General features: G+C 64.4%; 25 protein-coding genes. 21 read left to right on the top strand and 4 right to left on the bottom strand.

The features are described from left to right. Window positions 1–2: 2 nt before the first annotated feature. A complete protein-coding gene (locus ACE10X_RS05070) occupies window positions 3–1,433 on the bottom strand; it encodes a DEAD/DEAH box helicase (protein ID WP_038387581.1) in 1,431 nt (476 codons plus the stop codon). A gap of 562 nt (window positions 1,434–1,995) precedes the next feature. On the opposite strand from ACE10X_RS05070, the gene urtA reads away from it, so the two are divergent. From urtA to ACE10X_RS05165, 19 genes are all read left to right on the top strand, one after another. Beyond that, complete coding sequence (urtA, locus tag ACE10X_RS05075) at window positions 1,996–3,291, top strand: urea ABC transporter substrate-binding protein (protein ID WP_375764062.1); 1,296 nt, start codon at window positions 1,996–1,998, stop codon at window positions 3,289–3,291. A gap of 144 nt (window positions 3,292–3,435) precedes the next feature. Further along, on the top strand, window positions 3,436–5,034 hold the full coding sequence (gene urtB, locus ACE10X_RS05080; protein ID WP_085970778.1) for an urea ABC transporter permease subunit UrtB: 1,599 nt from the start codon (window positions 3,436–3,438) through the stop codon (window positions 5,032–5,034). Continuing rightward, a complete protein-coding gene (urtC, locus tag ACE10X_RS05085) occupies window positions 5,031–6,200 on the top strand; it encodes an urea ABC transporter permease subunit UrtC (protein WP_038387569.1) in 1,170 nt (389 codons plus the stop codon). The genes urtB and urtC overlap by 4 nt, the downstream gene beginning before the upstream one ends. A 4-nt stretch (window positions 6,201–6,204) precedes the next feature. Further along, window positions 6,205–6,966: an urea ABC transporter ATP-binding protein UrtD gene (gene urtD, locus ACE10X_RS05090; protein WP_038387568.1), complete on the top strand. Its 762-nt coding sequence runs from the start codon at window positions 6,205–6,207 to the stop codon at window positions 6,964–6,966. A gap of 4 nt (window positions 6,967–6,970) precedes the next feature. Beyond that, window positions 6,971–7,666, top strand: a complete 696-nt coding sequence (gene urtE / locus ACE10X_RS05095; protein WP_024581870.1) for an urea ABC transporter ATP-binding subunit UrtE — start codon at window positions 6,971–6,973, stop codon at window positions 7,664–7,666. A gap of 49 nt (window positions 7,667–7,715) precedes the next feature. Further along, window positions 7,716–8,552 carry an urease accessory protein UreD gene (locus ACE10X_RS05100; protein WP_038387567.1) on the top strand — a complete coding sequence of 279 codons (837 nt, stop codon included), beginning with the start codon at window positions 7,716–7,718 and terminating at the stop codon, window positions 8,550–8,552. A gap of 27 nt (window positions 8,553–8,579) precedes the next feature. Then, window positions 8,580–8,882, top strand: coding sequence for an urease subunit gamma (locus ACE10X_RS05105; RefSeq protein WP_028342275.1), 303 nt, complete (start codon window positions 8,580–8,582; stop codon window positions 8,880–8,882). A gap of 9 nt (window positions 8,883–8,891) precedes the next feature. Further along, window positions 8,892–9,197 (top strand): urease subunit beta, encoded by a 306-nt coding sequence (locus ACE10X_RS05110; RefSeq protein ID WP_038387566.1) that lies wholly within the window; start codon window positions 8,892–8,894, stop codon window positions 9,195–9,197. A gap of 67 nt (window positions 9,198–9,264) precedes the next feature. Beyond that, window positions 9,265–9,714, top strand: coding sequence for an endonuclease domain-containing protein (locus tag ACE10X_RS05115; RefSeq protein WP_304557463.1), 450 nt, complete (start codon window positions 9,265–9,267; stop codon window positions 9,712–9,714). A 176-nt stretch (window positions 9,715–9,890) separates the two neighbouring features. After that, window positions 9,891–10,445 carry an HD domain-containing protein gene (locus tag ACE10X_RS05120; protein WP_038386108.1) on the top strand — a complete coding sequence of 185 codons (555 nt, stop codon included), beginning with the start codon at window positions 9,891–9,893 and terminating at the stop codon, window positions 10,443–10,445. A gap of 1 nt (window position 10,446) precedes the next feature. Then, entirely contained in the window at window positions 10,447–12,162 is a 1,716-nt protein-coding gene (gene ureC / locus ACE10X_RS05125) for an urease subunit alpha (RefSeq protein ID WP_028342272.1), read from the top strand. Window positions 12,163–12,272: 110 nt separating this feature from the next. Beyond that, on the top strand, window positions 12,273–12,572 hold the full coding sequence (locus ACE10X_RS05130) for a putative quinol monooxygenase (RefSeq protein WP_024581875.1): 300 nt from the start codon (window positions 12,273–12,275) through the stop codon (window positions 12,570–12,572). 24 nt (window positions 12,573–12,596) lie between these two features. After that, on the top strand, window positions 12,597–12,896 hold the full coding sequence (locus tag ACE10X_RS05135) for a putative quinol monooxygenase (RefSeq protein ID WP_028342270.1): 300 nt from the start codon (window positions 12,597–12,599) through the stop codon (window positions 12,894–12,896). A 7-nt stretch (window positions 12,897–12,903) separates the two neighbouring features. After that, the gene (locus ACE10X_RS05140) at window positions 12,904–13,521 is read left to right on the top strand and encodes an urease accessory protein UreE (protein WP_038386109.1); all 618 of its coding nucleotides are present in this window, start codon (window positions 12,904–12,906) and stop codon (window positions 13,519–13,521) included. Beyond that, on the top strand, window positions 13,502–14,239 hold the full coding sequence (locus tag ACE10X_RS05145) for an urease accessory protein UreF (RefSeq protein WP_038386110.1): 738 nt from the start codon (window positions 13,502–13,504) through the stop codon (window positions 14,237–14,239). Before ACE10X_RS05140 ends, ACE10X_RS05145 begins: the two co-directional genes overlap by 20 nt. Window positions 14,240–14,411: 172 nt before the next feature. Next, entirely contained in the window at window positions 14,412–15,050 is a 639-nt protein-coding gene (ureG, locus tag ACE10X_RS05150) for an urease accessory protein UreG (protein WP_028334695.1), read from the top strand. 398 nt (window positions 15,051–15,448) lie between these two features. Continuing rightward, window positions 15,449–17,110: an HWE histidine kinase domain-containing protein gene (locus tag ACE10X_RS05155; protein WP_038386111.1), complete on the top strand. Its 1,662-nt coding sequence runs from the start codon at window positions 15,449–15,451 to the stop codon at window positions 17,108–17,110. 179 nt (window positions 17,111–17,289) lie between these two features. Beyond that, window positions 17,290–18,318, top strand: coding sequence for a cytochrome-c peroxidase (locus ACE10X_RS05160; protein WP_051003091.1), 1,029 nt, complete (start codon window positions 17,290–17,292; stop codon window positions 18,316–18,318). Between the two features lie 504 nt (window positions 18,319–18,822). After that, window positions 18,823–19,806 carry a hypothetical protein gene (locus ACE10X_RS05165; RefSeq protein ID WP_038386112.1) on the top strand — a complete coding sequence of 328 codons (984 nt, stop codon included), beginning with the start codon at window positions 18,823–18,825 and terminating at the stop codon, window positions 19,804–19,806. A gap of 20 nt (window positions 19,807–19,826) precedes the next feature. Here ACE10X_RS05165 and ACE10X_RS05170 read toward each other — a convergent pair whose 3' ends face one another. Then, the gene (locus tag ACE10X_RS05170; protein WP_038386113.1) at window positions 19,827–20,192 is read right to left on the bottom strand and encodes a methylamine utilization protein; all 366 of its coding nucleotides are present in this window, start codon (window positions 20,190–20,192) and stop codon (window positions 19,827–19,829) included. 216 nt (window positions 20,193–20,408) lie between these two features. Here ACE10X_RS05170 and ACE10X_RS05175 point away from each other — a divergent pair, with 216 nt between their 5' ends. Beyond that, a complete protein-coding gene (locus ACE10X_RS05175; protein WP_038386114.1) occupies window positions 20,409–23,318 on the top strand; it encodes an EAL domain-containing protein in 2,910 nt (969 codons plus the stop codon). Between the two features lie 88 nt (window positions 23,319–23,406). On the opposite strand, the gene ACE10X_RS05180 is transcribed toward ACE10X_RS05175, so the two are convergent. Both ACE10X_RS05180 and ACE10X_RS05185 read right to left on the bottom strand, forming a co-directional pair. Then, window positions 23,407–23,955 (bottom strand): sigma-70 family RNA polymerase sigma factor, encoded by a 549-nt coding sequence (locus tag ACE10X_RS05180; RefSeq protein ID WP_016847265.1) that lies wholly within the window; start codon window positions 23,953–23,955, stop codon window positions 23,407–23,409. After that, a complete protein-coding gene (locus ACE10X_RS05185; RefSeq protein WP_018269610.1) occupies window positions 23,955–24,158 on the bottom strand; it encodes a NepR family anti-sigma factor in 204 nt (67 codons plus the stop codon). Before ACE10X_RS05185 ends, ACE10X_RS05180 begins: the two co-directional genes overlap by 1 nt. 270 nt (window positions 24,159–24,428) lie before the next feature. Here ACE10X_RS05185 and ACE10X_RS05190 point away from each other — a divergent pair, with 270 nt between their 5' ends. Continuing rightward, window positions 24,429–25,241 carry a response regulator gene (locus ACE10X_RS05190; RefSeq protein WP_016847263.1) on the top strand — a complete coding sequence of 271 codons (813 nt, stop codon included), beginning with the start codon at window positions 24,429–24,431 and terminating at the stop codon, window positions 25,239–25,241. The last annotated feature ends 37 nt before the right edge of the window (window positions 25,242–25,278 follow it).

A 25,278-nucleotide genomic window follows, 5' to 3' on the forward strand; every position in this document is an offset into this window, starting at 1 on the left:
GGCTAGTGCTTCGGTCGGTTGTTGCGGTTGTGTTGCGGATTCGGCCGGCTCTCGCGATGCAAGAAGGCGACGCCCTGAATGCCTTCGCTGTTGCCGGCCTGCGACGGACGCGGCGACTCGCCCCGGCTCGTCTGCGGCGCGCCATTATTACCACCTCGACGGCGGCGGCGGCGAGGGCCTTTTGCACCCGGAGCGGCCTCATTCCCACGGACATTATGTGCGCGGGGCGCAGAACGGCCGCCCCGGTGCGGGTGGGTGGCCTGCGCCGGCGCGGCGGCCTCGCGGCCGCCAGAGGAGCTGCCCTGTGTGCGGCGGTCTTCCCGCGGCACGGTAATTCGGATCAGCCGCTCGATGTCGCGCAAATAGCCCATCTCCTCGGCACCGGCGATCAGTGAGATCGCGACGCCGTCGGCGCCGGCGCGCGCCGTGCGGCCGATGCGATGGACGTAGGTCTCCGGGATGTTGGGCAGGTCGAAATTGACGACGTGGCTGACGCCGTCGACGTCGATGCCGCGGGCGGCGATATCGGTCGCCACCAGCGTGCGGATCTCGCCGGAACGGAACGACGCCAGCGTGCGCTCGCGGTGGTTCTGCGACTTGTTGCCGTGGATCGCATTGGCCTCGATGCCGGCCTTGGCAAGGCTTTTCACCACCTTGTCGGCGCCGTGCTTGGTGCGGGTGAAGACCAGGGCGCGGTTGACCGGTTCCTGCTTCAGCAGCTGGGCGAGAACCGTCGGCTTGGCCGCGAAATCGACCTGGATCGCGCGCTGGGCGATGCGATCCACCGTCGAGGCCACCGGCGTCACCGCCACGCGGGCCGGGTCGCGCAGCATCGCCTCGGCGAGCTCGGCGATGTCCTTGGGCATGGTGGCCGAGAAGAACAGCGTCTGGCGCCGGATCGGCAGCTTGGCGACGATTTTCCTGATGTCGTTGATGAAGCCCATGTCGAGCATGCGGTCGGCTTCATCGAGCACCAGGAACTCGACCTGGTTGAGCTTCAGTCCGTTGCTCTGCACGAGGTCGAGCAGGCGGCCGGGGGTGGCGACCAGCACCTCGACGCCCTGCATCAGGGAACGGACCTGGCGGCCCATCGGCACGCCGCCGATGGCGAGCGTCGAGGACAGCCGGATGTGGCGGCCATAGGTGTTGAAACTGTCGAGGATCTGCCCGGACAGTTCGCGGGTCGGCGAGAGCACCAGCACGCGGCAGCTCTTGGGCTGCGGGCGGACGCGGTTTTCAAGCAGCCGGTGCAGAATCGGCAGCGCGAAGGAGGCGGTCTTGCCGGTACCGGTCTGGGCGATGCCGACGACGTCGCGGCCGGCAAGGGCTAGCGGGATGGTCTGGGCCTGGATGGGGGTCGGCGTGAGATAATTTTCTTCTCGAAGCGCGCGGGCGATGGGATCGGCGAGGCCGAAATCCTGAAAGGAGGTCAAAAGGTGGTTCTTTCCATAAAAGCCGTCGTCGTCCCGGCCCGCATCGGCCGGAAACACAGGAGGCATTCGGGGACACCCGCGTGTCTGGGGCGTCAAGCTGGGTTAGCTGAAAGGCGAACCAGAAGCCGCTTGGGGCAGCTTGAACACGCAGCTCGCGAAGGCACCGCGATGTCGCGGGCATGGCGAGGATATGGACCAGGAACTGGGCGGTTTCAAGATGAGATCGCCGTCTTTGGTGCCTGGAGTTCGCTGAACCATCGCGCAAACTGTCACAAATCGATGCCGTAAATTTAGCCAAGACGGCGATTTTGCCTACAAAATAATCTGATTGCTCTTTCGGCAGTCAAGTTGGCAGCTCAATGATTGAGCAAGCGGCTTCCGTATTTGCCCGGAACCGATGAAATTATCCAGCCGGTTCATCGGCTTACGGGGCCTACGCACCGTGGCACAGTTCTTGCGATTCCTTAACCGCAGGCGGCCAAGCGGCCGTTCGCAGCGTTCCACGCCTGCGTCAGGGAGACGACATTTCATGCTTACTCACCTTTCTCACAAAATAACGACGATGACCCGCCGCCGCGCGCTCGCGGCGACGGCCGGCCTGGTTTTGGGCCTGGCTGCGTCCTCGCCGTTCGCGCCCGCGCAAGCGGCCGACGACACCATCAAGGTTGGCATCCTTCACTCGCTGTCGGGCACCATGGCCATCAGCGAAACCACGCTGAAGGACACGATCCTTTTCCTGATCGACGAGCAGAACAAGAAGGGCGGCGTGCTCGGCAAGAAGCTCGAGCCCGTCGTGGTCGACCCCGCCTCGAACTGGCCGCTGTTCGCCGAAAAGGCCCGCGAGCTGATCACCAAGGACAAGGTCGCGGTCGTATTCGGCTGCTGGACCTCGGTGTCGCGCAAATCCGTGCTCCCGGTGTTCAAGGAGCTGAACAACATCCTGTTCTATCCGGTGCAGTATGAGGGCGAGGAGTCCGAGCGCAACGTGTTCTACACCGGCGCGGCGCCGAACCAGCAGGCGATCCCCGCTGTCGACTATCTGATGAAGGAAGAGAAGGTGAAGCGCTGGGTGCTGGCCGGCACCGACTACGTCTATCCGCGCACCACCAACAAGATCCTGGAAGCCTATCTGAAGTCGAAGGGCGTCGCCCAGGACGACATCATGATCAACTACACGCCGTTCGGTCACTCCGACTGGCAGACGATCGTGGCCGACATCAAGAAGTTCGGCTCGGCCGGCAAGAAGACCGCGGTGGTCTCCACCATCAACGGCGACGCCAACGTTCCGTTCTACAAGGAGCTCGGCAACCAGGGCATCAAGGCGACCGATATCCCGGTGGTCGCGTTCTCGGTCGGCGAGGAAGAACTCGCCGGCATCGACACCAAGCCGCTGCTCGGCCATCTCGCCGCCTGGAACTACTTCGAGTCGATCAAGACCCCGGCGAACGAGAAGTTCATCAAGGAGTGGCAGGCCTACACCAAGAATCCGAAGCGCGTGACCAACGATCCGATGGAAGCGCACTACATCGGCTTCAACATGTGGGTGAAGGCGGTCGAGAAGGTGAAGTCGACCGATCCGGACAAGGTGATCGATGCGCTTCCCGGCATCGAGGCGCCGAACCTGACCGGCGGCGTGTCGCAGATGCTGCCGAACCACCACATCACCAAGCCGGTGTTCATCGGCGAGATCAAGGGCAACGGCCAGTTCGACGTGGTCTGGAAGACCCCGGGCCTGGTGGCCGGCGACGCCTGGTCGAAGGAGCTCGAGGGCTCCAAGGACCTGATCGGCGATTGGGTCGGCAAGAAGTGCGGCAACTACAACACCAAGACCAACAAGTGCGGCGGCCAGGGCTCCTGATAAAAAGGCTCCTGACAACAGGGCTCCTGAGCTCCTGACCTGATCAACGACACAACACAACCATCCAAGAACCTGGAGAAGGCGGCACAGCTCGCCGCCTTCTCCTCACACTCCTGCCGGGGTACTGACGTGTTCGCCAATTGTATTGATCGTTTTCGTGCGCTGTTTCTCTCGATCGTGCTGCTGAGCTGCCTTGCTGTGCCGGCGCTGGCCGGTCCGTTCGAGGATTCGGTCGCCAAATTCGCCAATGACGAGTTCTCCGACACCGAGGCTGCGATCGGTGAGGTCGCCGCGTCGGGCAATGCGCTGGCCTCGCCCATCATCAGCGCGCTGCAGGACGGCCGGCTCTCGGCCGATCCCGACAGCAAGAAGGTCTTCGTCACGCGGACCGACGGCAAGATCGTCGACGCCGCCACGGGTGCTGCCGTCGACAAGCTGCCCGACAACGCCGCCGCCGTCCGCCTCAACAACCGCCTGCGCCGCACCGTGGAGGCCGCGCTCGGCGGCCTGACGCTGCTGTCGCCGGATCCGGCCAAACGCCTCGCCGCCGCGCAGTCGGTGTTCAAGAGCCACGAGGAGAATTTGCTGCCGACGGTCGAGACTGCGCTCGCCAAGGAGAGCGTCAAGTCGGTCAAGCAGGCCTTCGCCGAGGCGCGCGCCGCCATCATCCTGTTCAAGTCGGACGCATCCGACAGCGACAAGCTCGACGCCGTCGCCGTGGTCAAGGCGCGCGGCGATCAGGAGGCGCTGGCGCTGCTCACCGCCCTCGGCACCGACCAGCCGCCGCTGGTCGCCAACGCCGCCGCGAGCGCGGTGTCCTCGATCCAGAGCAATCTGGCGATGTGGTCGATGGTGCAGAATGCGTGGTACGGCCTGTCACTCGGCTCGGTGCTGCTGCTCGCGGCGATCGGGCTTGCCATCACCTTCGGCGTGATGGGCGTCATCAACATGGCGCATGGCGAGATGGTGATGCTCGGGGCCTACACCACCTTCGTGGTGCAGGAGGTGATCCGCAGCCGCTATCCTGCGCTGTTCGACTACTCGCTGCTGATCGCGGTGCCGCTCGCCTTCCTGGTCGCCGGCTTGATCGGTGTCGTGATCGAGCGCACCATCATCCGCTTCCTCTACGGCCGTCCGCTGGAGACGCTGCTCGCGACCTGGGGCCTGTCGCTGGTGTTGCAGCAGGCGGTACGCACCGCGTTCGGTCCGACCAACCGCGAGGTCGGCAACCCCTCCTGGATGAGCGGCGCCTTCGAGCTCGGCCAGATCACCATCACCTATAACCGGCTCTGGATCCTCTGCTTCACGCTCGCGGTGTTTGCCATCCTGCTGGCGATGCTGCGCTACACCGCGCTCGGACTCGAGATGCGCGCGGTGACCCAGAACCGCCGCATGGCGGCCTCGATGGGGATCGCCACCTCGCGCGTCGACGCGCTGACCTTCGGCCTCGGCTCGGGGATCGCCGGCATTGCCGGCGTGGCGTTGTCGCAGATCGACAATGTCAGCCCGAATCTCGGCCAGAGCTACATCATCGACAGCTTCATGGTCGTGGTGTTCGGGGGCGTCGGCAATCTCTGGGGCACGCTGGTCGGCGCCTTCACGCTCGGCATTGCCAACAAGTTCCTCGAGCCTGTCGCGGGCGCGGTGCTCGGCAAGATCGCGATCCTGGTGCTGATCATCCTGTTCATCCAGAAACGGCCGCGCGGCCTGTTCGCGCTCAAGGGGCGGGCGGTGGAAGCATGACGCCGCACATCCTCACCCGTTCGCTCGACCGCGCGTCGACCGCGTTCGTCCTGATCGTCGCCGCGATCGGCGTGCTGATCCCGTTGTCGAACCTGCTGCTGCCGCAGGGCTCGATGTTCCAGGTGCCGACTTATCTGGTGGCGCTGTGGGGCAAATATGTCTGTTACGCCATCCTCGCGCTCTCGATCGATCTGATCTGGGGCTATTGCGGCATCCTCTCGCTCGGCCACGGCGCGTTCTTCGCGCTCGGCGGCTACGCGATGGGTATGTACCTGATGCGCCAGATCGGCAGCCGGGGCGTCTACGGCAACCCGACCCTGCCCGACTTCATGGTGTTCCTGAACTGGGGCAAGCTGCCCTGGTACTGGTACGGCTTCGATAAGTTCTGGTTCGCCGCGTTGATGGTGCTGCTGGTGCCGGGGCTGCTCGCCTTCTGCTTCGGCTGGCTCGCCTTCCGCTCGCGCGTCACCGGCGTCTATCTCTCGATCATCACGCAGGCGATGACCTACGCGCTGTTGCTGGCGTTCTTCCGCAACGATTTCGGCTTCGGCGGCAACAACGGGCTGACCGACTTCAAGGACATCATCGGCTTCAACGTGCAGGCCGAAGGCACCCGCGCCGCGCTGTTCCTGCTGAGCTGCCTTGCGCTGATCATCGCTTTCCTGATCTGCCGCGCGATCGTGACCTCGAAGCTTGGCAAGGTCCTGATCGCGGTGCGTGACGCCGAAAGCCGGACCCGCTTCCTCGGCTATCGCGTCGAATCCTACAAGCTGTTCGTGTTCACGCTGTCGGCGTGCATGGCCGGCGTCGCCGGCGCGCTGTACGTGCCGCAGGTCGGCATCATCAATCCGAGCGAGTTCGCGCCCGCCAACTCGATCGAGGCGGTGATCTGGGTCGCGGTCGGCGGCCGCGGCACGCTGATCGGCGCGGCACTCGGCGCCGTCGTCGTCAACTATGCCAAGACGTTCTTCACCTCGGGGCCGCTCGCACCGTACTGGCTGTTCATGTTGGGCGCGCTGTTCATCCTGGTCACGCTGCTGTTGCCCAAGGGCATCGTCGGTACCTTCAACGCCTGGTGGGAGCCGCTGAAAGCGCGGCGCAACTCACCCGACGCCGAGAGTGCCGCGCGCGAAGACGGCATCGGCGCACCGAACCCGGCGGAGTAGGCAGATGAACGTCATGGATACCCGCGCCACTTCGGCCATGCTCTACCTCGACGGCGTGCACGTCTCGTTCGACGGTTTCCACGCCATCAACAATCTGTCGCTGGCGCTCGAGCCCGGCGAGATGCGCGCCATCATCGGCCCGAACGGCGCCGGCAAGACCACGATGATGGACATCATCACCGGCAAGACCAAGCCCGACGAGGGCACGGTGCTGTTCGATGGCACCGTCGACCTGACCCGGCTCGACGAGACCCGTATCGCCGAGCTCGGCATCGGCCGCAAATTCCAGAAGCCGACGGTGTTCGAGAGCCAGTCCGTGCAGGACAATCTCCTGCTCGCGCTCAATGTCGATCATTCCGTGCGTGGCACGCTGTTCTGGCGCGGCAGCAAGGCCGAGTCCGAGCGCATCGACAAGGTACTCGAGACCATCCGCCTGACCGATGCGCGCAACCGCCTCGCCGGCAGCCTGTCGCACGGCCAGAAGCAGTGGCTCGAGATCGGCATGCTGCTGGCGCAGGACCCGAAGGTGCTGCTGGTCGACGAGCCGGTCGCCGGGATGACCGATGTCGAGACCCATCTGACCGCGGAGCTGCTGAAGGAGATCAACAGGAACCACACCATCATGGTGGTCGAGCACGACATGACCTTCGTGCGCGAGCTCGGCGTCAAGGTGACCTGCCTGCATGAGGGCTCGGTGCTCGCCGAAGGTTCGATCGACCAGGTGTCGTCGAACGAGCGGGTGGTCGAAGTGTATCTGGGGCGCTAGGGCGATGCTGAAGATCGACAACATCAACCTCTACTACGGTGCGGCGCAGGCCTTGCGCGGCGTGTCGCTGACCGCCGAGCCGGGCAAGGTCACCTGCGTACTCGGCCGCAACGGCGTCGGCAAGACCTCGCTGCTGCGCGCCATGGTCGGCCAGTATCCGATTGCGTCCGGCGCGATCAATTTCGACGGCAAGGACATCACCGCGCTAAAGCCCTATGAGCGGGCGCGTCGCGGCATCGGCTTCGTGCCGCAGGGCCGCGAGATATTTCCGTTGCTGACGGTGGAAGAGAACCTCAAGACCGGCTTCGGTCCGCTGAAGCGCGAAGACCGCAACATTCCCGACGACGTGTTCTCGCTGTTTCCGGTGCTGGAGACCATGCTGGGCCGCCGCGGCGGCGACCTTTCCGGCGGCCAGCAGCAGCAGCTCGCGATCGGCCGCGCGCTGGTGATGCGGCCCAAGCTCCTGCTGCTCGACGAGCCGACCGAGGGCATCCAGCCCTCGATCATCAAGGATATCGGCCGCGCCATCTCCTATCTGCGCAACCTCGGCAACATCGCGATCGTGCTGGTCGAACAATATCTCGACTTTGCCTGCGAACTCGGCGACAGTTTTGCCGTGATGGACCGGGGTGCGGTGAAATATGCCTGCGACCGCGCAAGCCTCGATCCCGCCGAGATCAGCCGCCAGATGGCGCTGTGAACAGGATGTGACGCCGCCTGTTGTGGCGCGTGAAGGGAGCGTCGGGGGAATGCGGACCGGGATCGCAGGCGCGGCAGCGGCGACGTTTGCGGCAAACCGCGCCCAGGGTGCGGTCCGGTTCGGCGTGCATCTGAAAGACGGCGCCACCCGCCGCGGCGACCTGCATGAGTCGGGCTCGCTGCGCGTCCGCTTCCCATCGCCGGAGGACGACGGTCTCTCCGCCATGTTCGTCAACACCGCCGGCGGCATTGCCGGCGGGGACCATTTCGAGATCGCGATCGCGGCGGGCGAGGGCGCGCGTTTGACGCTGACCACGGCGGCGGCTGAGAAAGTCTACCGCGCACCGGCAGCGGCGGCACGGCTCGACATCGCGCTGACCGTTGCCGCAGGCGCGCATCTCGCCTGGCTGCCGCAGGAAACCATCCTGTTCGACCGTGCCCGCATTCACCGCGGCTTTGATATCGACCTTGCCGAGGGTGCCTCGCTCCTGCTCTGCGAGATCGTGGTGTTCGGCCGCGCCGCGATGGGCGAGACCATGCGCCACGGCGAATTTGTCGATCGCTGGCGGATGCGGCGTGGCGGCAGGCTGGTGTTTGCCGAGACGGTCAGGCTCGACGGCGAGATTGGCGAGAAGCTGGCAAGGCCGGCGATTGCCAAAGGCGGCTGCGCGATCGGCACGGCGCTGATCGTGCCGGGCGACGAGGCCTTGGTCGAGCGCATCCGCGAGGCGTCGGACAGCTTCGGCGGCGAGGTCGGCATCTCCGCCTGGAATGGCTTTGCAATGGTCCGCTTCTGTGCCCAAGATGCGGCCCGGCTGCGCGCCGACATGATGACGGTGCTCGGCCGCGCCTCCACTGTCCCGCTGCCGCGGCTGTGGCTCAACTAATCCTTTCAGAACGATCAGAGTGCTCGCATGAATTTGTCTCCCCGCGAAAAGGACAAGCTCCTGGTATCTATGGCGGCCATGGTGGCGCGGCGCCGGCTCGAGCGCGGCGTCAAGCTGAACCATCCGGAAGCGGTGGCCTTGATCACCGACTTCATCGTCGAGGGCGCGCGTGATGGCCGCACCGTCGCCGATCTGATGCAGGCCGGCGCCAAGGTCCTGACCCGCGCGCAGGTGATGCATGGCATCCCGGAGATGATCCACGACATTCAGGTGGAAGCGACATTTCCCGACGGGACCAAGCTCGTCACCGTGCACGAGCCGATCCGATAGGAGCGCGACATGATCCCCGGCGAACTCTTCATCAAGGACGGCGAGATCGAGCTCAATGCCGGCCGCAAGACCGTGACGCTCTCGGTCGCCAACACCGGCGACCGTCCGATCCAGGTCGGGTCGCACTACCATTTCTTCGAGACCAATCCGGCGCTGAAATTCGACCGCAAGAAAGCCCGCGGCATGCGCCTCGACATCGCCGCCGGCACCGCCGTCCGTTTCGAACCCGGCCAGACCCGCGACGTCCACCTCGTCGCGCTCGCCGGCAAGCGCGTGATCTACGGCTTCCGCGCCGAGGTGAAGGGGAAGCTGTGATCCGTCGTGAGGTGAGCACCCTGGTCAGGCTCCCTCCCCCCTTGCGGGGGAGGGTGGGGAGAGGGGTATGCCGCACACTCAAGTGAGCGACGTTCAGCGCAATCGCGCCAAGCAGCTCCGCCGAGCGATGACGCGCGCGGAGACGCTGCTGTGGCGTCATCTGAAAGCCGATCGTCTTGCGGGTCTCAACTTTCGCCGCCAGGCGCCGATCGGCAACTACATCGCCGATTTTGTCGCGCACTCGTGCAAGCTAGTGGTCGAAGTCGACGGCGAGAGCCACGATTTTGAGGAGCGTATCCGTCACGACGAACGGCGGGGTGCATGGCTGAAGTCGCGCGGCTATCGCGTCCTTCGTTTCACCAACGACGACGTGACCAAAAATCTCGAAGGGGTCGTTCTCAGCATCGCGGAAGCTGCGGAGCAAGCGGCACCCCTCTCCCTAACCCTCCCCCGCAAGGGGGGAGGGAACCCTACCGCTGGTAGCTCCCTTACATCTGATGGCGAGGTGCAGTCGTGACGCAAGCAGGAGCAGTTGTGATACGAGGTGAGGTGAGCACGCCGGTCAGGCTCCCTCCCCCCTTGCGGGGGAGGGTTGGGGAGAGGGGTAAGCCCCGGGCGCTGACCGGGGAGGCTTGGCAATCCGGTGCAGCGCGGATCTGCAACGCGTGCCTTCGCAGAGGAGCGCCGTAACCGATGCTCCCTCCAGTCCGCCTCGTCTCCGAAGCCGCCGAGCTTGCTGCGCGCCGTCACAACGGCATGGCGCGCAAGGGGCGAGGCAGCGAGCCTTACATCAACCACCTCGCCGAGGTCGCCAGCCTGCTTGCGGCCGTGACCGATGGCGCGGATGCCGAGCTGGTGGCGGCAGGCTGGCTTCACGACACCATCGAGGACACCGAGACCACGCGCGAGGAGCTCGCGCAGAAGTTCAGCGCGCGCGTTGCCTCGCTGGTGGTCGAGTGCACCGACGACATGAGTCTCTCGAAGTCGGTCCGCCGGCAAAAGCAGATCGAGGATGCTCCGCACAAATCTCCCGATGCAAAGCTGATCAAGATCGCCGACAAGATCAGCAATATCGGCGCGCGGATCGTGCCGCATCCAAGCAAGGACGATCGCGACGATCTCGCCGACTATGCGACCTGGGCCGACAAGGTCGTTGCCGGTTGCCGGGGCATCAATCCGCGGCTCGACCGCATTTTCGACGACACGATTGCGCGCGCCAAGGCCGCGCTGGCTGAAACTGGGGGCTGACATGTCCGTGAAGATCAAGCGTTCCGTCTATGCCGACATGTTCGGCCCGACCACCGGCGACAAGGTGCGGCTCGCCGACACCGACCTGATCATCGAGGTCGAGAAGGATCTCACCACCTATGGCGAGGAGGTGAAGTTCGGCGGCGGCAAGGTGATCCGTGACGGCATGGGGCAGTCGCAGGTGACCAACGCGCAAGGCGCGGCGGATACCGTCATCACCAATGCGCTGATCGTCGATCACTGGGGCATCGTGAAGGCCGACGTCGCGATCAAGGAGGGCATGATCGCGGCGATCGGCAAGGCCGGCAATCCGGACATCCAGCCCAATGTGACCATCATCATCGGCCCCGGCACCGACGTGATCGCGGGCGAGGGCAAGATCCTCACCGCCGGCGGTTTCGACAGCCACATCCATTTCATCTGCCCGCAGCAGATCGAGCACGCGCTGATGAGTGGCGTCACCTCGATGTTAGGGGGCGGCACCGGCCCGTCGCACGGCACCTTCGCCACCACCTGCACGCCCGGCCCTTGGCACATGGGACGGATGATCCAGTCGTTCGACGCCTTCCCGGTCAACCTCGGCATCTCCGGCAAGGGCAATGCCTCACGCCCGGCGGCGCTGGTCGAGATGATCAAGGCCGGCGCCTGCGCGCTGAAGCTGCACGAAGACTGGGGCACCACGCCGTCCGCGATCGACACCTGTCTCTCGGTGGCCGACGATTACGACGTCCAGGTGATGCTGCACTCGGACACGCTGAACGAGTCCGGCTTCGTCGAGGATACGATCAAGGCTTTCAAGGGCCGCACCATTCATGCCTTCCACACCGAAGGTGCCGGCGGTGGCCACGCGCCCGACATCATCAAGGTCGCCGGCCTGAAGAATGTGCTGCCGTCCTCGACCAATCCGACAAGGCCGTTCACGCGCAACACCATCGACGAGCACCTGGACATGCTGATGGTGTGCCATCACCTCGATCCGTCGATCGCCGAGGACCTCGCCTTCGCCGAGAGCCGGATCCGCAAGGAGACCATCGCCGCCGAGGACATCCTGCACGATCTCGGCGCGCTCTCGATGATCTCGTCGGACTCGCAGGCGATGGGCCGGCTCGGGGAGGTCATCATCCGTACCTGGCAGACCGCCGACAAGATGAAGAAACAGCGCGGCACGCTGCCGCAGGACAAGGGCAACGACAACGACAATTTTCGCGTCAAGCGCTACATCGCCAAATACACCATCAACCCCGCGATCGCGCACGGCGTGTCGAAACTGATCGGCTCGGTCGAGAAAGGCAAGCTCGCCGACCTCGTGCTGTGGTCGCCGGCGTTCTTCGGCGTCAAGCCGGACTGCATCATCAAGGGCGGCTCGATCGTGGCGGCGCCGATGGGCGATCCCAACGCCTCGATCCCGACGCCGCAGCCGGTGCATTACCAGCCGATGTTCGCCGCCTTCGGCAAGTCGCTCACCGCGTCCTCGGTGGTGTTCACCTCGAAGGCCGCGGCGAGCGGCGGTCTCGCCCGCAAGCTCGGCACAGCCAAGAAGCTCTACGCGGTGCAGAACACCCGCGGCAAGATCTCCAAGAAGAGCATGATCCACAACGACGCGACGCCCGAGATCGAGGTCGATCCCGAGACCTATGAGGTACGCGCAGACGGCGAGCTGCTGACCTGCGCGCCGGCCGAGGTGCTGCCCATGGCACAGCGCTATTTTATGTTCTAAAACCCGTCCCGGTAACCAGGGCGTTTTCGAGCGAAGCGGATTTCCGGTTCGCGGAAAGAAAGCGCGCCAAACAAGACTCGCGCCAAAAGAGAAAACCGGGAGGAATTTCCGTGATTTACGTCGTTGCCACGCTGACCATCAAGCCCGAGACCCGCGCCGAATTCATCGCCGCGGCGACGGCCTGCATCAAGGAAACCCGCAAGGAGCCCGGCAACATCGCCTACGATCTGCATGAGAGCGTCACCGACCACAGCAAGATGGTGTTCGTCGAGCAGTGGGAGAACGCGGAGGCGCTGGTGCCGCATCGCACCGCCGAGCACATGAAGACGTTCGGCCGGGTCGCGGTGAAATGCATGGCCGCGCCGCCGAAGATCGAGGTGATCACGCCCGAGAAGGTCGACGTCCGCTAACGAGAAAAAGAAGGGAGATAATCCATGATCTATGTCATCGCCACCACGCCGATGAAGCCGGAGAACAAGGACGACTTCATCAAGGGGCACAAGGCCTGCACGGTCGAGACCCGCAAGGAGAAGGGCTGCATCTCCTATGACGGCAATGTCAGCGTCAACGATCCCAACCTCTATGTGGTGGTCGAGCGCTGGGAGAGCCGCGAGGATCTCAACGGCCATGCCAGGGCGCCGCACATGAAGGTATGGCGCGAATATTCCGCTAACATGAAGACCGGGCCGACGGTGATCGAGATCATCAGCGACGCCAAGGTCGAGAAGCTCTGAGGCATCGATGATCCGCGCCACCAAAGTCCTGGGACAGCATCGCTGGAAGGAAGCGGCGGCCGACACCGTCGTGCTCGATTTCGACGACCGGCACCGGCGGCGGATGGTGATGTCAGGGACGCGCGGGCTCGAATTCCTGCTTGATCTCGAAAACGCCGTCGCGCTGCGCGGCGGCGATGCGCTGGTGCTGGAGGACGGCCGCCTCGTCGAGGTCGTCGCAGCTCCCGAGCCGCTCGCGGAAATCCGCGGCAGCGATCCGCATCATCTGATCCGGGTCGCCTGGCATCTCGGCAACCGTCATCTGCCGACCCAGATCATGCCGAAGGGCCTGCGCATCCGCAGGGATCACGTGATCGAGGCGATGGTGAAGGGGTTGGGGGCCCGTGTCATCGAGATCGAGGCGCCGTTCGATCCCGAGGGCGGCGCCTATGCCGAGCATGCGCATGCCGACGAGCACGCGCATGGTCACACCGGGCACGATCATGCCCATAGCCATGCGCATGATCACGGTCACCACCATGGCCATGATCATGGGCCTGACCATGACCACCACCATCATCATGATGAGCATTGCGAGCACGCCCATCATCACCACGACCACTCCCATGCTCATGACCACAAATGAGCCTGATCCCGCCGTGCTGCGCGGCGGGATGGCGGAGGACGAGGCGGCCGTGCTGTACCGGCTGATGACGTGGCTGTCGCCGTCCTTTCCAGTCGGAGCATTCGCCTATTCCAGCGGCATCGAATGGGCGGTCGAGGCCGGCGACATCACGGATGCCGCGTCGCTGCGCGATTGGCTCGCCACGATGCTCGCCGACGGCAGCGGATTTTGCGACGCCGTGTTTCTCGCGCAGAGTTTTCGCGCGGCGTCTGAGCATGATCCCGCCGGACTGAAGGAGATTGCCGAACTCGCGACCGCCTTCGTACCATCGCGCGAGCGGCAACTCGAGACCACGACGCAGGGGCGCGCCTTCATCGAGATTGCCCGTGCCGCCTGGAATTCGCCCGGCCTCGACGCGATGATCGCGGCTTGCGACGGACCGATCGTCTACCCGGTCGCAGTCGGCCTCGTCAGCGCCGCGCACGGCATTCGGCTTCCGCCTGTGCTGCACGCCTTCCTGCATGCCGTGCTCTCCAACTGGATTTCCGCGGGCAGCCGGCTGATCCCGCTCGGGCAGACCGACAGCCAGCGCGTGCTGGCCGATCTCGAGCCGGTCGTGGCCGCGACCGCGGCGCGGGCCGACGCGGCCTCGCTCGACGATCTCGGCAGCGCGACCTTTCGCGCCGATCTCGCAAGCCTGCGTCACGAGACGCAGTACACGAGGCTGTTCCGGTCATGATGCACCCTCCGCCGTCGACCCGGCGAAAGCCGGGACCCATAACCACCGGCCTTCGTGGTTATGCAAGTCTGCGGCCCCAGCTTTTCGCAACAATTGAATTCGGTGGTAATGGGTCCCGGCTCCGTGCGCAACTGCGCACTCGGCCGGGACGACGATAGAGGGACTTGTTGATATGCCCACTTCCCACGGCCCACTTCGCGTCGGCGTCGGCGGTCCGGTCGGCTCCGGCAAGACCGCGCTGATGGACCTGCTCTGCAAGTCGATGCGCGAGCGCTACGACATCGCCGCGATCACCAACGACATCTACACCAAATGGGATGCCGAGTTTCTGGTGCGCTCCGGCTCGCTGACGCCGGACCGCATCGCCGGTGTCGAGACCGGCGGCTGTCCGCACACCGCGATCCGCGAGGACGCTTCGATGAATCTCGCCGCGGTCGCCGACATGCGGGCGAAATTCCCCGACCTCGATCTGGTGCTGATCGAATCCGGCGGCGACAATCTGGCGGCGACCTTCTCGCCGGAATTGGCCGACCTGACGATCTACGTCATCGACGTTGCCGCCGGCGACAAGATCCCCTCCAAGGGAGGTCCCGGCATCACGCGATCCGACCTGCTGGTGATCAACAAGATCGATCTCGCACCCCATGTCGGTGCGTCGCTCGAGAAGATGGACACCGACGCCAGGCGGATGCGCGGCGAGCGGCCCTTCGTCATGACCAACCTGAAGAAGAGCGACGGCCTCGATCGCATCATCAGCTTCATCGAGACCAAGGGCGGCCTTCGGTCGCAGGGCAAGGTCAAGGCGGGTTAGGCGTTAATCATTGTGGCACGGGTCCCGTCACCCTGAGGTGCGAGCGTAGCGAGCCTCGAAGGGTGCACGGCCACCAGTCGGGCCGTTCACCCTTCGAGACGCGCGTGCCGCGCTCCTCAGGGTGACGGTCGATGAGAGGGGCGCGCACCTCGCCGCAAAAAAGCTGCGCAATAGCCGGAACAATTTCCAACTTTGACGATTAGCAACCGTTGGCGCCGCCAAAGACCGCCGGGTGGCGTCGTCGTTAATGTTGCCGACCGGCTCCTGTTGCGGACCGATGATCGCTATTCCATATTACTTTGCGGCGGGCTTTCATCGCATCCTGATTTGTCGCCGCCCTCGCAGAAGCCAGATGCCTTCCGTCCCCTTTCGCCACCCCCTGATTGCCGAGTAAGCGTGTGGTTCGACTGGGCTTCATCGTTGCCTTGATTGCACTGATCGGAGTTCTGCTCTCCGGTCTTGCCGCCTATCGGGTGCACGATCAGGAGCTCGCGATCGACGGCATCGCGCTGGCGCGGGCGATCGACGTCCATGCCAGCCTGGTGCAGGACCGCCTGACCGAGCGCGAGCTGCTGGCGCGGGTCGCCTCGGGGCTGTTCCGGGCGCCGTCGATGGTGAAGGCCAATATGCTGCAGCCGCTGCGCTCGGCGATCTACGCCTTCAAGACCGATTTCGTCGTCGCCGCCTGGATCGCGCGGCTCAAGCCGGACGAGCTCGCCGCGGCGGAGGCCGAGCTGAAGGCCAACGGCTTCACCAATCCGACCATCCGGGATTTCGACGACCAGGCGCTCGACCTCAAGGCGCTCGACAAGCCGATCAACGTGCTGATGGACGTCGAGCCGCGCAATCCGGAGACCTTGAGCATTCCGGGCCGCGCCTTCGACCGCCACTCGGTGGTGGGCCCGATGCTGGCGCGGGCGATGGCCAACGCCAAGCCGGTGGCCTCCGATCCGGTGCCGCTGTTGCGGCAGAACGGCCCGGTCGGGGTCGTGCTCGCCGCGCCGGTGTTCCAGGAGGGCGCATCCGAGCCGGCCGGCTTCATCACCTTCTCCTATGAGTTGTCGTCGCTGATGCTGACCAACGACGACAGCTCGCTGTTCGCGGTGGCGCTGAAGGACCCGCGCGATTCGAATGACGAGTTCACCGCCAACGAGCAGGGCATCGTCACCTCGCGCGCGGTGCGCCAGGACGGCCCGCTGCCGTCGATGGTGCGCACGGTGACGTTCGGCGGCCGTGACTGGTCGCTCGACTATTATGCCAAGAGCAACGCCACGGTGCGTGCGCAGCAGACCGCGACTATCGTCGCGGCGATCGGCCTCGCGCTGACCGGCATCGTCTGCGGCCTGTTCGGATATGTCGCCTACAACAATTTGCGCCTCAGCCGCGAGATCGAGGTCCGCATCGGCTTCGAGCGCCGGTTGACCGCCGTGATCGACGAGCTCAACCATCGCGTCAAGAACATCCTCGCGGTGATCCAGTCGATCGTGACCCGCACGCTGCGGCACGGCGCCGATATCGACGTCGCGCGCGAGCTCCTGATCGGGCGCATCCACGCGATGTCGAACGTCGTCACGCTGCTCAGCGAGAGCCAGTGGCAGGGCGTCAAGCTGAAGGGCCTGTTCGAATCGCGCTCGATCCCGCATGCCGACCGGATCGCGGTGAACGGTCCCGACATCACGGTCAGCGCTCGCGCCGCGCAATCGCTGTCGCTGCTGTTCTTCGAGCTCGCCTCGCATTCCGACGAAGGGCTGTCGCTGGTCGGCAAGCACCCGCACATCGTCGCCAATTGGGAGGTCGTCGGCGAGGATGCCGACGCGGTCTTCCATTTCCGCTGGGAGGAGTTCAACACCAGCCAGGCGACGCGGCGGGTCGACAGTGACTTCGGCCTGATCCTGCTCGACCGTGTCGCGCCCGAGGCGCTCGGCGGTACCGCGAAGCGCTACTTCACCGACGTCTCCTATGTCTATGAGCTGACCGCGCCGATGGACACCGTCGTCGACATGACTGAGCGCGACCGCACCGAACAGTTCTCCGCGCCGCTGCGCCCGGTGAAGAAGTAGCGGCTGCCTCAGGTTGTGTGACCAGACCGCCGCGCGGATTGATCGAAATCAAGCGCGCGCGCTAGCCCCCGCGCCATCGTGACCAATGCCCGGTATCCGTAATAGGCCGCAACCGTTTGTTAAAACTTCGTTGAACTTGCTTGGGCATATACCGAGCAGGATACCGTCTGAGGACCCCGATGAGGCTTTGGGTCAGCCTGACCTTGCTCGCGGCAGTTTTGCCGGTAGGGCTGTCGCTTGCCTTGACCCCGGCGACGGCGCCGGGCGACCCTGCGACAATCCGCGCCAGCTATCGGCGGCCGGACGTCGTGCCGTTCCCGAGCAGCAATCCCTATTCGGAGGCGAAATCCACCCTTGGGCAGCTGCTGTTCTTCGATCCGCTGCTGTCGAGGTCAAAGACGCACTCCTGCGCGAGCTGCCACAGGCCATCCCTTTCATGGGCCGACGGCCTTCCGCGCGCCATCGGTGAGGATCCCAAGGGCCTGCCGATCCGCTCGCCGACATTGATCGATGTGGCCTTCTTCGAGCCGCTGGGATGGGACGGCAAGTTCAAGGATCTGGAATCCGTTGCGTTCGGGCCGATCCTCAGTCCGGCGAACCTGAACATGACCGAGCCGGAATTGATCGCGCGACTGTCGGCGATCCCCGGCTATGTCGATGCCTTCACCCACGCGTTCGGAGACGGCGCGATCACGCGGCCGAGGATCGAGGCGTCATTGGCGACCTTCGAGCGCTCCATCATCGCAGGCGAGGCTCCGTTCGACCGTTGGATCAAAGGCGACGATACCGCCATCAGCAAGTCGGCCCAGCACGGCTTTGAGCTTTTCAACGGCAAGGCGCGTTGCTCGGCTTGCCACAGCGGCCCGTCGTTTTCCGACGGATCCTTCCAGGATATCGGTACCGCCAAGGGCCATGACATCGGGCGCGGCCGTTTCTTTCCGACCTCGGCGAAGCTGAAATACGCGTTCAAGACGCCGACATTGCGCGACGTCGCGCGCCGCGCGCCCTATATGCACGACGGATCGGTGGCGACGCTGGAAGATGTCATCGAGCTGTACAACAAGGGCGGGATCGATCGGCCGAGCCGATCGCCCGACATCAAGCCGCTGTCCCTGACGGCAGGCGAGAAGAACGACCTCATCGCCTTCCTGCAAACCCTGACTGCAACGGCCCCGCCGGTGGCAGGAGTCCCCAAACTGCCGCGCTGACCTCGGCCCAGCGCGGTTCAGAACGAGGTTCGTTCAGGACAGATGCGGCAGCGCCGCGCCCAGCAGGCCGAGCCCGACGATCACGAATGCGCCCGCGCAGGTCTCGAGGGTCGCTGCGCGCGCAGCGGACGATCTTGTCATGTAGGCGAGGGCCGACCCCACCCCGATACTTACGACGCTCAACGCTCCGAACACTGTACCGGCCTCCCGATCCGATTTTGTCCGGATTTCACTACGACAGTTGAATTGAGCTCCCGTGCCGGAATTAGCTAAAATTTGAGGGAACCGGCTGTAAAGACTGCACTAAGGGACAGGCCGGGGGCTCGCCCGCCATGATTAACCACAATGCAACCACGGGGTGTCCCGGCAGGCGCAAAGCGTAAAATTTGATATAAGTTAAACAAGTCCTTAAGTGTGTGGGCGGTTGGTTCAATGTTTAGTGGATGGGCGCGAGATACCGTCTCGGCGGTGCGCTCCTTTTTCGCCACGTGCCTTGCAGCGGTTTTGTTTTGTGTCGTAGCCGCGCGCAGTGCCGAGGCACATGTCAAATGGTTTTGTGCCTACGATGTCGCCGGTCAGCCCCGCGGACTCGAGAATGTTCTTTGCCTGGATTTCGAGCTGCTGCTCGGCGTCGCCATTTTCTGGCTGTTTGCGGGTTGCCTGATCGAGCCCACCTCGCTGGGTGATGCCACGATCCGGGTGATGGACCGCGTCACCGAGGGACTACGGCTGCGCACCGAATTGATGATGCGCGCCGTATGCGCGTTCTTCTTCATCTCGATCTGGGCCGTGGGCGGCATCCTGCTGACGCCCGAGTTGAAGACGACGTCGCCGTTCGTGGGCACGCTGCAACTTGCGATCGCTGCCGGGATGCTGTCACGCCGCACGCTGCCGCTGTCGGCGGCGGGGATGGTGGTCCTGTTCGGGATCGGCGTGCGCGACTACGGTGTCTTTCACCTCGCCGATTACCCGATCTTTCTCGGTGTTGCCGCCTATCTTGCGCTCGTCGGGCTGAACAAGGATCTGTTCGGAATCCGGCCGATCGACGTGATGCGCTACGCCGCCGCGGTGACGTTGATGTGGGCCTCGGTCGAGAAATGGGCCTATCCGGAGTGGAGCTTCCCGCTGCTGATCGAGCATTCCGCGATGACGCTGGGCTTCGACAACGAGTTCTACATGCGCGCTGCCGGCATGGTGGAATTCACGCTCGCCTTTGCCTTGATCTGGACCCCGCTGATCCGGCGCTGCGCCGCCACCGTGCTGACGGGGATGTTCATCAGCGCGTGCTTCGAATTCGGCAAGATCGACACGATCGGACACTCGGCGATCATCGCCGTCCTGCTTGCGATCGTCGCCGACAACAAGGTGTTGCCGCGCGACCGTCGTGCGCCGTGGCTTGCCCCGGTCGCGCTCTGTGCCGCGCTGTCGGTGACCCTGTTCGTCTACTATTTCGGCCACGCCGCGATCTTCAAGACGTCGGTCCTGTAAATCGCCGCCGCCTGGGGCGGTTATTTGGCGACGTGGACGGCGAGCTTCATCTTCGGATGAATACCGCACAGCACCGTGTAGTCGCCGGGCACCGAGAAGGTGACGTCGAACTTGCTGCCCGGCTGCTGGTCGCCCGAGTCGAAACTGAACGTATCGGTGCTCAAATAAGCGTGATGCAGCAGTTCACCGTCATCGTTAACGAATCGTAAAACCTCACCCCGCTTGATCGAGATCTGCGCGGGTTTGAATTCACGATCCTTCTGCGAAATGACATAAGGGGCTGCGCCCAAAGCGGCTCCCGCAAGCGCTCCAGTGACGATCGCCGCCGCAAATGGCAGGCGGCCGAACTGGCCCAGGCGCAAGGCGCGCAACAAGCCTGACTGCATGAGACCCCCGCTGAACCTCGAACACCAAATATCGGCTATCCCGGGCTGCAAGTGTGGGTCCCGGATTACCTGTAAGGGTGATTATCGCCAGCTGATCTTAACGATTTCAGCATGAGTTCCAGTCACTACTAAGGCAATTTTGAGCAGACAGTTATTTTCCGCAGTGCTGCGCGTTTCTGCGTAGCTGAGTATCGAGCACTACGGCGAAACGCGGGCATGGACAGCCTATTTGGCAACCTCAAGGTAAAGAGCGGTGCGGCCTTTCGGTTCGCAACCGGCCGGCTTTCGCGTCTTGCCCTGACCAAGGGTTCGATCCGCAGCCAGATTCTGATTTTTTGCCTTGCGATGAGCGCCGTTGCGGTCGCCCTCGGCGGGTACTCCATCCTCGGCATCCGCCATGCCGGCGATCTGGTGGCCAAGACGTTCGACGAATCCCTGATGTCGATCAACTATGCACGCGCGGCCGGTGCGGATTTCGCCACGATGCGGGTCGCCTCGTCGCAGCGCCTGCTGACCACGGATCCGGAGATCCGCGCCAATCTCGATGGCCAGATTGAAAAGCTCGCGAAGACGCTCTCGGAAGACCTGGCGATTGCCGCCGATCGGTCGCAATCCTCGCGCGCCGCGCAAGCCGCCGCAAAGGTCCAGGAAGCCGCCGACGCCTGGATGGCGCTGCACCGACGCGCGATCGGATCGTCCACAGAGGGAAGCGCGGCGGCCGATCCGCGCGCACCAGGTGCGACGGTCGGCGATGTCGATCGCTACTCCAAGATCGTTAGCCAGCAGGTCGAGCTGCTGGTCAACTATACGGCCGGCGATGGCTTTCTGTTCCGGCAAAAGGCGCTTTCGACGATCAAGCGGGACCTGCAGCTCAACGTGGCCGGGCTGACCGTCGCGCTGTTTCTGTCGGCCCTGTTCTCGTGGCTGCTGGCGCGCCGCATCATCGGACCGGTCGCGATCGCATCGCGGGCCGCGCGAAGCATCGCCGGCGGCGACCTCGACGCGACCATCCCGAAGGGCGGTACCGACGAGCTTGGCACGCTTCTGACCGCCATGGAAACGATGCGCGACAACATCCGGCGGATGGTCAATCAAGAGGTGTCGCAACGCCGCTCGGCGCAGGCACGGCTTTCCGATGCGCTTGAAACGTCGCGCGAGGGCGTCGTGCTGCTCGACGCTGATGGCCAGGTCGCGCTGGCCAACTCGCGCGCGAGTGAATTCATCCGTCTCTCGCCGCAGCTTCTGCAGTCGAATCCGCTCGATGCCGCCAGGCTGGCGCCGGCCGACGGTGACATCGACGGCTTTGCGAGCGAGGCGCAGCTTTCGGATGGACGCTGGCTGCGCGTCAGCCGCAGCGAGACGCAGGAAGGCGGCGTCGTTCTCGTCTACAGCGACATCTCCGCGCTGAAGCAGCAGAAGGCGGAGCTGCATGAAACTAATCTGCGGCTCGACGCGGCGCTCACGCACATGTCGCAAGGGCTGTGCCTCTACAACAGCGAGGCGCGGCTGCAGGTCGCCAACCGCCGGTTCTGCGAGATATTCGATATATCGCCGGAGCTTGTCGTTCCCGGAATGACCATGGAGGAGGTGCTCGACCTGAGCATCGCCGCCGGCAATCACGGCGAGCGGACCGTCGCCGACCTGCTGGCGGAGCGCGAGCGTTCGATGGCCCAGCACGACGGCAACTATCTGCAGCATCTCAGCGATGGACGGATCATTGCGATCGCGCAACGGCCGACATCCGATGGCGGCTGGCTCGTCACCTGCGAGGACGTCACCGAACAGCAACGGGCGGAATCGCAGATCGCGTTCATGGCCCGGCACGATGCGCTGACCAAGCTGCCGAACCGGACGTTGCTGGCCGAACGGATCGAGCTGGCGGTTGCGCAGGTCGGCCGCGGACTCGGCTTCGCGGTGTTCTGCCTCGATCTCGATAATTTCAAGCAGGTCAACGACACGCTCGGGCATCCGGTCGGCGACGAATTGCTGTGTGCGGTCGCGGACCGGCTCAACGCCTGCGTCCGTGAGGTCGACACCGTCGCGCGTTTGGGCGGCGACGAGTTCGCGGTCATCCAGTGTGGCGTCCAGGGCGGAGACGAGGCCGAGCGCCTCGCGCGCCGCATCGTGGAATGCGTGGGTGCGCCCTACGAGCTGAATGGGCATCGCGTCGTCGTCGGATGCAGCGTCGGCATCTCGATGTCGCCGGGCGACGGCACCACCGGCGAGAAGCTGCTGAAGAACGCCGACGTCGCTTTGTACCGCGCCAAGATGGAAGGCCGCGGCACCTGGCGCTTCTTCGAGCCTGCGATGGACGCCAGCCTGCAGCGGCGACGGGCGATCGAGCTCGACCTTCGCGAGGCGATGGCCAAGGACGAGTTCTCGTTGTTCTACCAGCCGCTCTACGATCTCCATCTCGACCGCATCTGCGGCTTCGAGGCGCTGCTGCGGTGGCATCACCCCAAGCGCGGGCTGGTGTCGCCGGACCAGTTCATCCCGATCGCGGAAGAGATCGGCCTGATCGGCCCGCTGGGAGAATGGGTGCTCAATCGCGCCTGCGAACAGGCGACGACCTGGCCCGGCGAGATGAAGCTCGCGGTCAACGTCTCCGCGGTCCAGTTTCGTGATGCCGACTTCATCGACGTCGTTGTCAACGCGCTCGCGGCGTCAAAATTGTCGCCGCGCCGGCTGGAGCTCGAAATCACCGAGTCCGTGTTCCTCGCGAACAGCAACGAGACGCTTGCAACGCTGCACAAGTTGAAGGCGCAGGGGTTGCGCATCGCTCTGGATGATTTCGGCACCGGCTATTCGTCGCTGAGCTATCTGCGCAGCTTCCCGTTCGACAAGCTCAAGATCGACAAATCCTTCGTGCGCGACGCGACCGCGACGCATGGATCGAAGTCGATCGTCCGCGCCGTCATCAGCCTCGGCAGAAGCCTCGGCATGACCACGATCGCGGAGGGCATCGAGACCGTCGAGCAGCTGGATCATATGCGGGCCGAAGGCTGCAACGAGGCGCAGGGCTTCCTGTTCAGTCACCCGGTCCCGGTGACCGAAATCGCGGCCAAGATCCTCGAATTGAGAAACGGCTTCAAGCCGGCCTCCGTCAAGACGGCGATGGCCAGCTGATGGCGCGCTGAGCGTCACCGGGCCTTGCAGGCCAATATAAAAAGGCGGCCCGCGGGCCGCCTTTTCTCATTTATTGTTGTGGTCGCGCTTAGCCTCCATTGCCGCCGATCACGGCGCGCACGGTGTTGTCGGGGCCGAAATCCTCGGCGCTGTCGACATAAAGTAGCGCGGAGAGCTTCGATCGCGCGCGGTTGACGCGGCTCTTGATGGTGCCGACCGCGCAGCCGCAGATCGCCGCGGCATCCTCGTAGGAGAAGCCGGACGCGCCGACCAAAATCAGCGCCTCGCGCTGGTCCTGCGGCAGCTTTTCGAGCGCGGCGCGGAATTCCTCGAACTCCAGATGCGCCGCCTGCGAAGGCTGGCTCTTCAGCGTCTTGGCATAATTGCCCTCGGCATCCTCCACCTCGCGCCGCCGCTTCCGGTAGTCGGAGCGAAACAGGTTGCGCAGGATGGTGAACAGCCACGCGGGGAGGTTCGAGCCGGGCTGAAACGAGTCGATGTTGGCGATCGCGCGCAGCAGGGTCTCCTGCACCAGATCGTCGGCGCGGTCACCATTACCGGAGAGCGAGATCGCGAACGCGCGCAGGCTCGGGACCGACGCAAGGATATCGTCGCGAAGTTCATTCGTGAGAGGCATTAGTCCCCTCCATTGTTCTTGTCGGTATCGCCCCCGGCGACGGCCGCCGCCGCTGCCTCCGGCCCGTCGAGTTTGCGGATCAGCTCCGCAAAGCGGTCGGGTACGCCCTGTCGCACCACGTCATCGTACATGGCGCGAAGCTGGTGGCCGATTCTCGATTGAATCTCGGCGTTGAGACCGCCCTGCTTCTTTACTTCCTTCATGATGTGATCCACGCTTCCCCGGGAGTTAAGTCTCTGATTTCCAAGTCGTTTCCTCGAAAAAAGAGGCTGGCCGCGTTGCCTCGTCGGTCTGGAGCTAATGCAAAGTTGCGCAGAAAGTTCCGGAATGCTGGAACTATTTCGTGGAACTTTTTCGGCTTTCGCGCGTAGTCGGGCATGCAGGGGAACCGGGGGCGCCCCAGAACTGGATTCTGGCGCCCCCAGACAACGGGTTTCAGGCCACCAGGCCTCACGAACAAGGATGGAGTGGGAATGTCCCGATCGCAGATCGTTGCCGAACACCTTCCGCTGTTGCGCCGTTACGCTCGCGCACTGACCGGAAATCAGGCGTCGGGGGACGCCTATGTCGGGGCCATGCTCGAGGCCCTGTTGCAGGATGGATCGTTACTGGACCAGACCCACGGGCCGCGCGCCGGCCTGTTTCGGCTGTTCACCCAGATCTGGAATTCGGTGTCGGTGAACAACAACGACAATGCCGACGTGGCGACGCTGTCGCTGCCGCCGGAGCGGCGGCTGTCCAACATCACGCCGCTGCCGCGCCAGGCCTTCCTGCTGCTGTCGCTGGAGGGCTTTTCGGAGGAGGAGGTCGGCTACATTCTCGGCACCGATATCGCCGAGACGCGCAAGCTGACCGATGCCGCCGGCCGCGAGATGGCCGCCGAGATCGCCACCGACGTCCTGATCATTGAGGACGAGACCTTCATCGCCATGGACCTCGAGAGCCTGGTGAAGAATCTCGGCCACAACGTCATCGGCGTTGCGCGCACGCATTCCGATGCGGTGGCGCTCGCCAAGAACAAGAAGCCCGGCCTGATCCTCGCCGACATCCAGCTCGCCGACGGCTCGTCGGGCCTCGATGCCGTGAACGAGTTGCTGCGGACCTTCGAGGTGCCGGTGGTGTTCATCACCGCCTATCCCGAGCGCTTCCTGACCGGCGAGCGGCCGGAGCCGGCATTCCTGATCTCAAAGCCGTTCCAGCCGGCGATGGTGTCGGCGGTGGCGAGCCAGGCGCTGTTCTTCCAGCGCAACTCGCGCAACCGCACGCCGCGCGCGGCATCGGCATGAGCTGAATTTACGCAAGCGGCAAAATCCAGGCCGGCGT

The organism is Bradyrhizobium sp. Pha-3, from assembly GCF_042258325.1.
GTDB classification, from domain to species: Bacteria; Pseudomonadota; Alphaproteobacteria; order Rhizobiales; family Xanthobacteraceae; genus Bradyrhizobium; species Bradyrhizobium elkanii.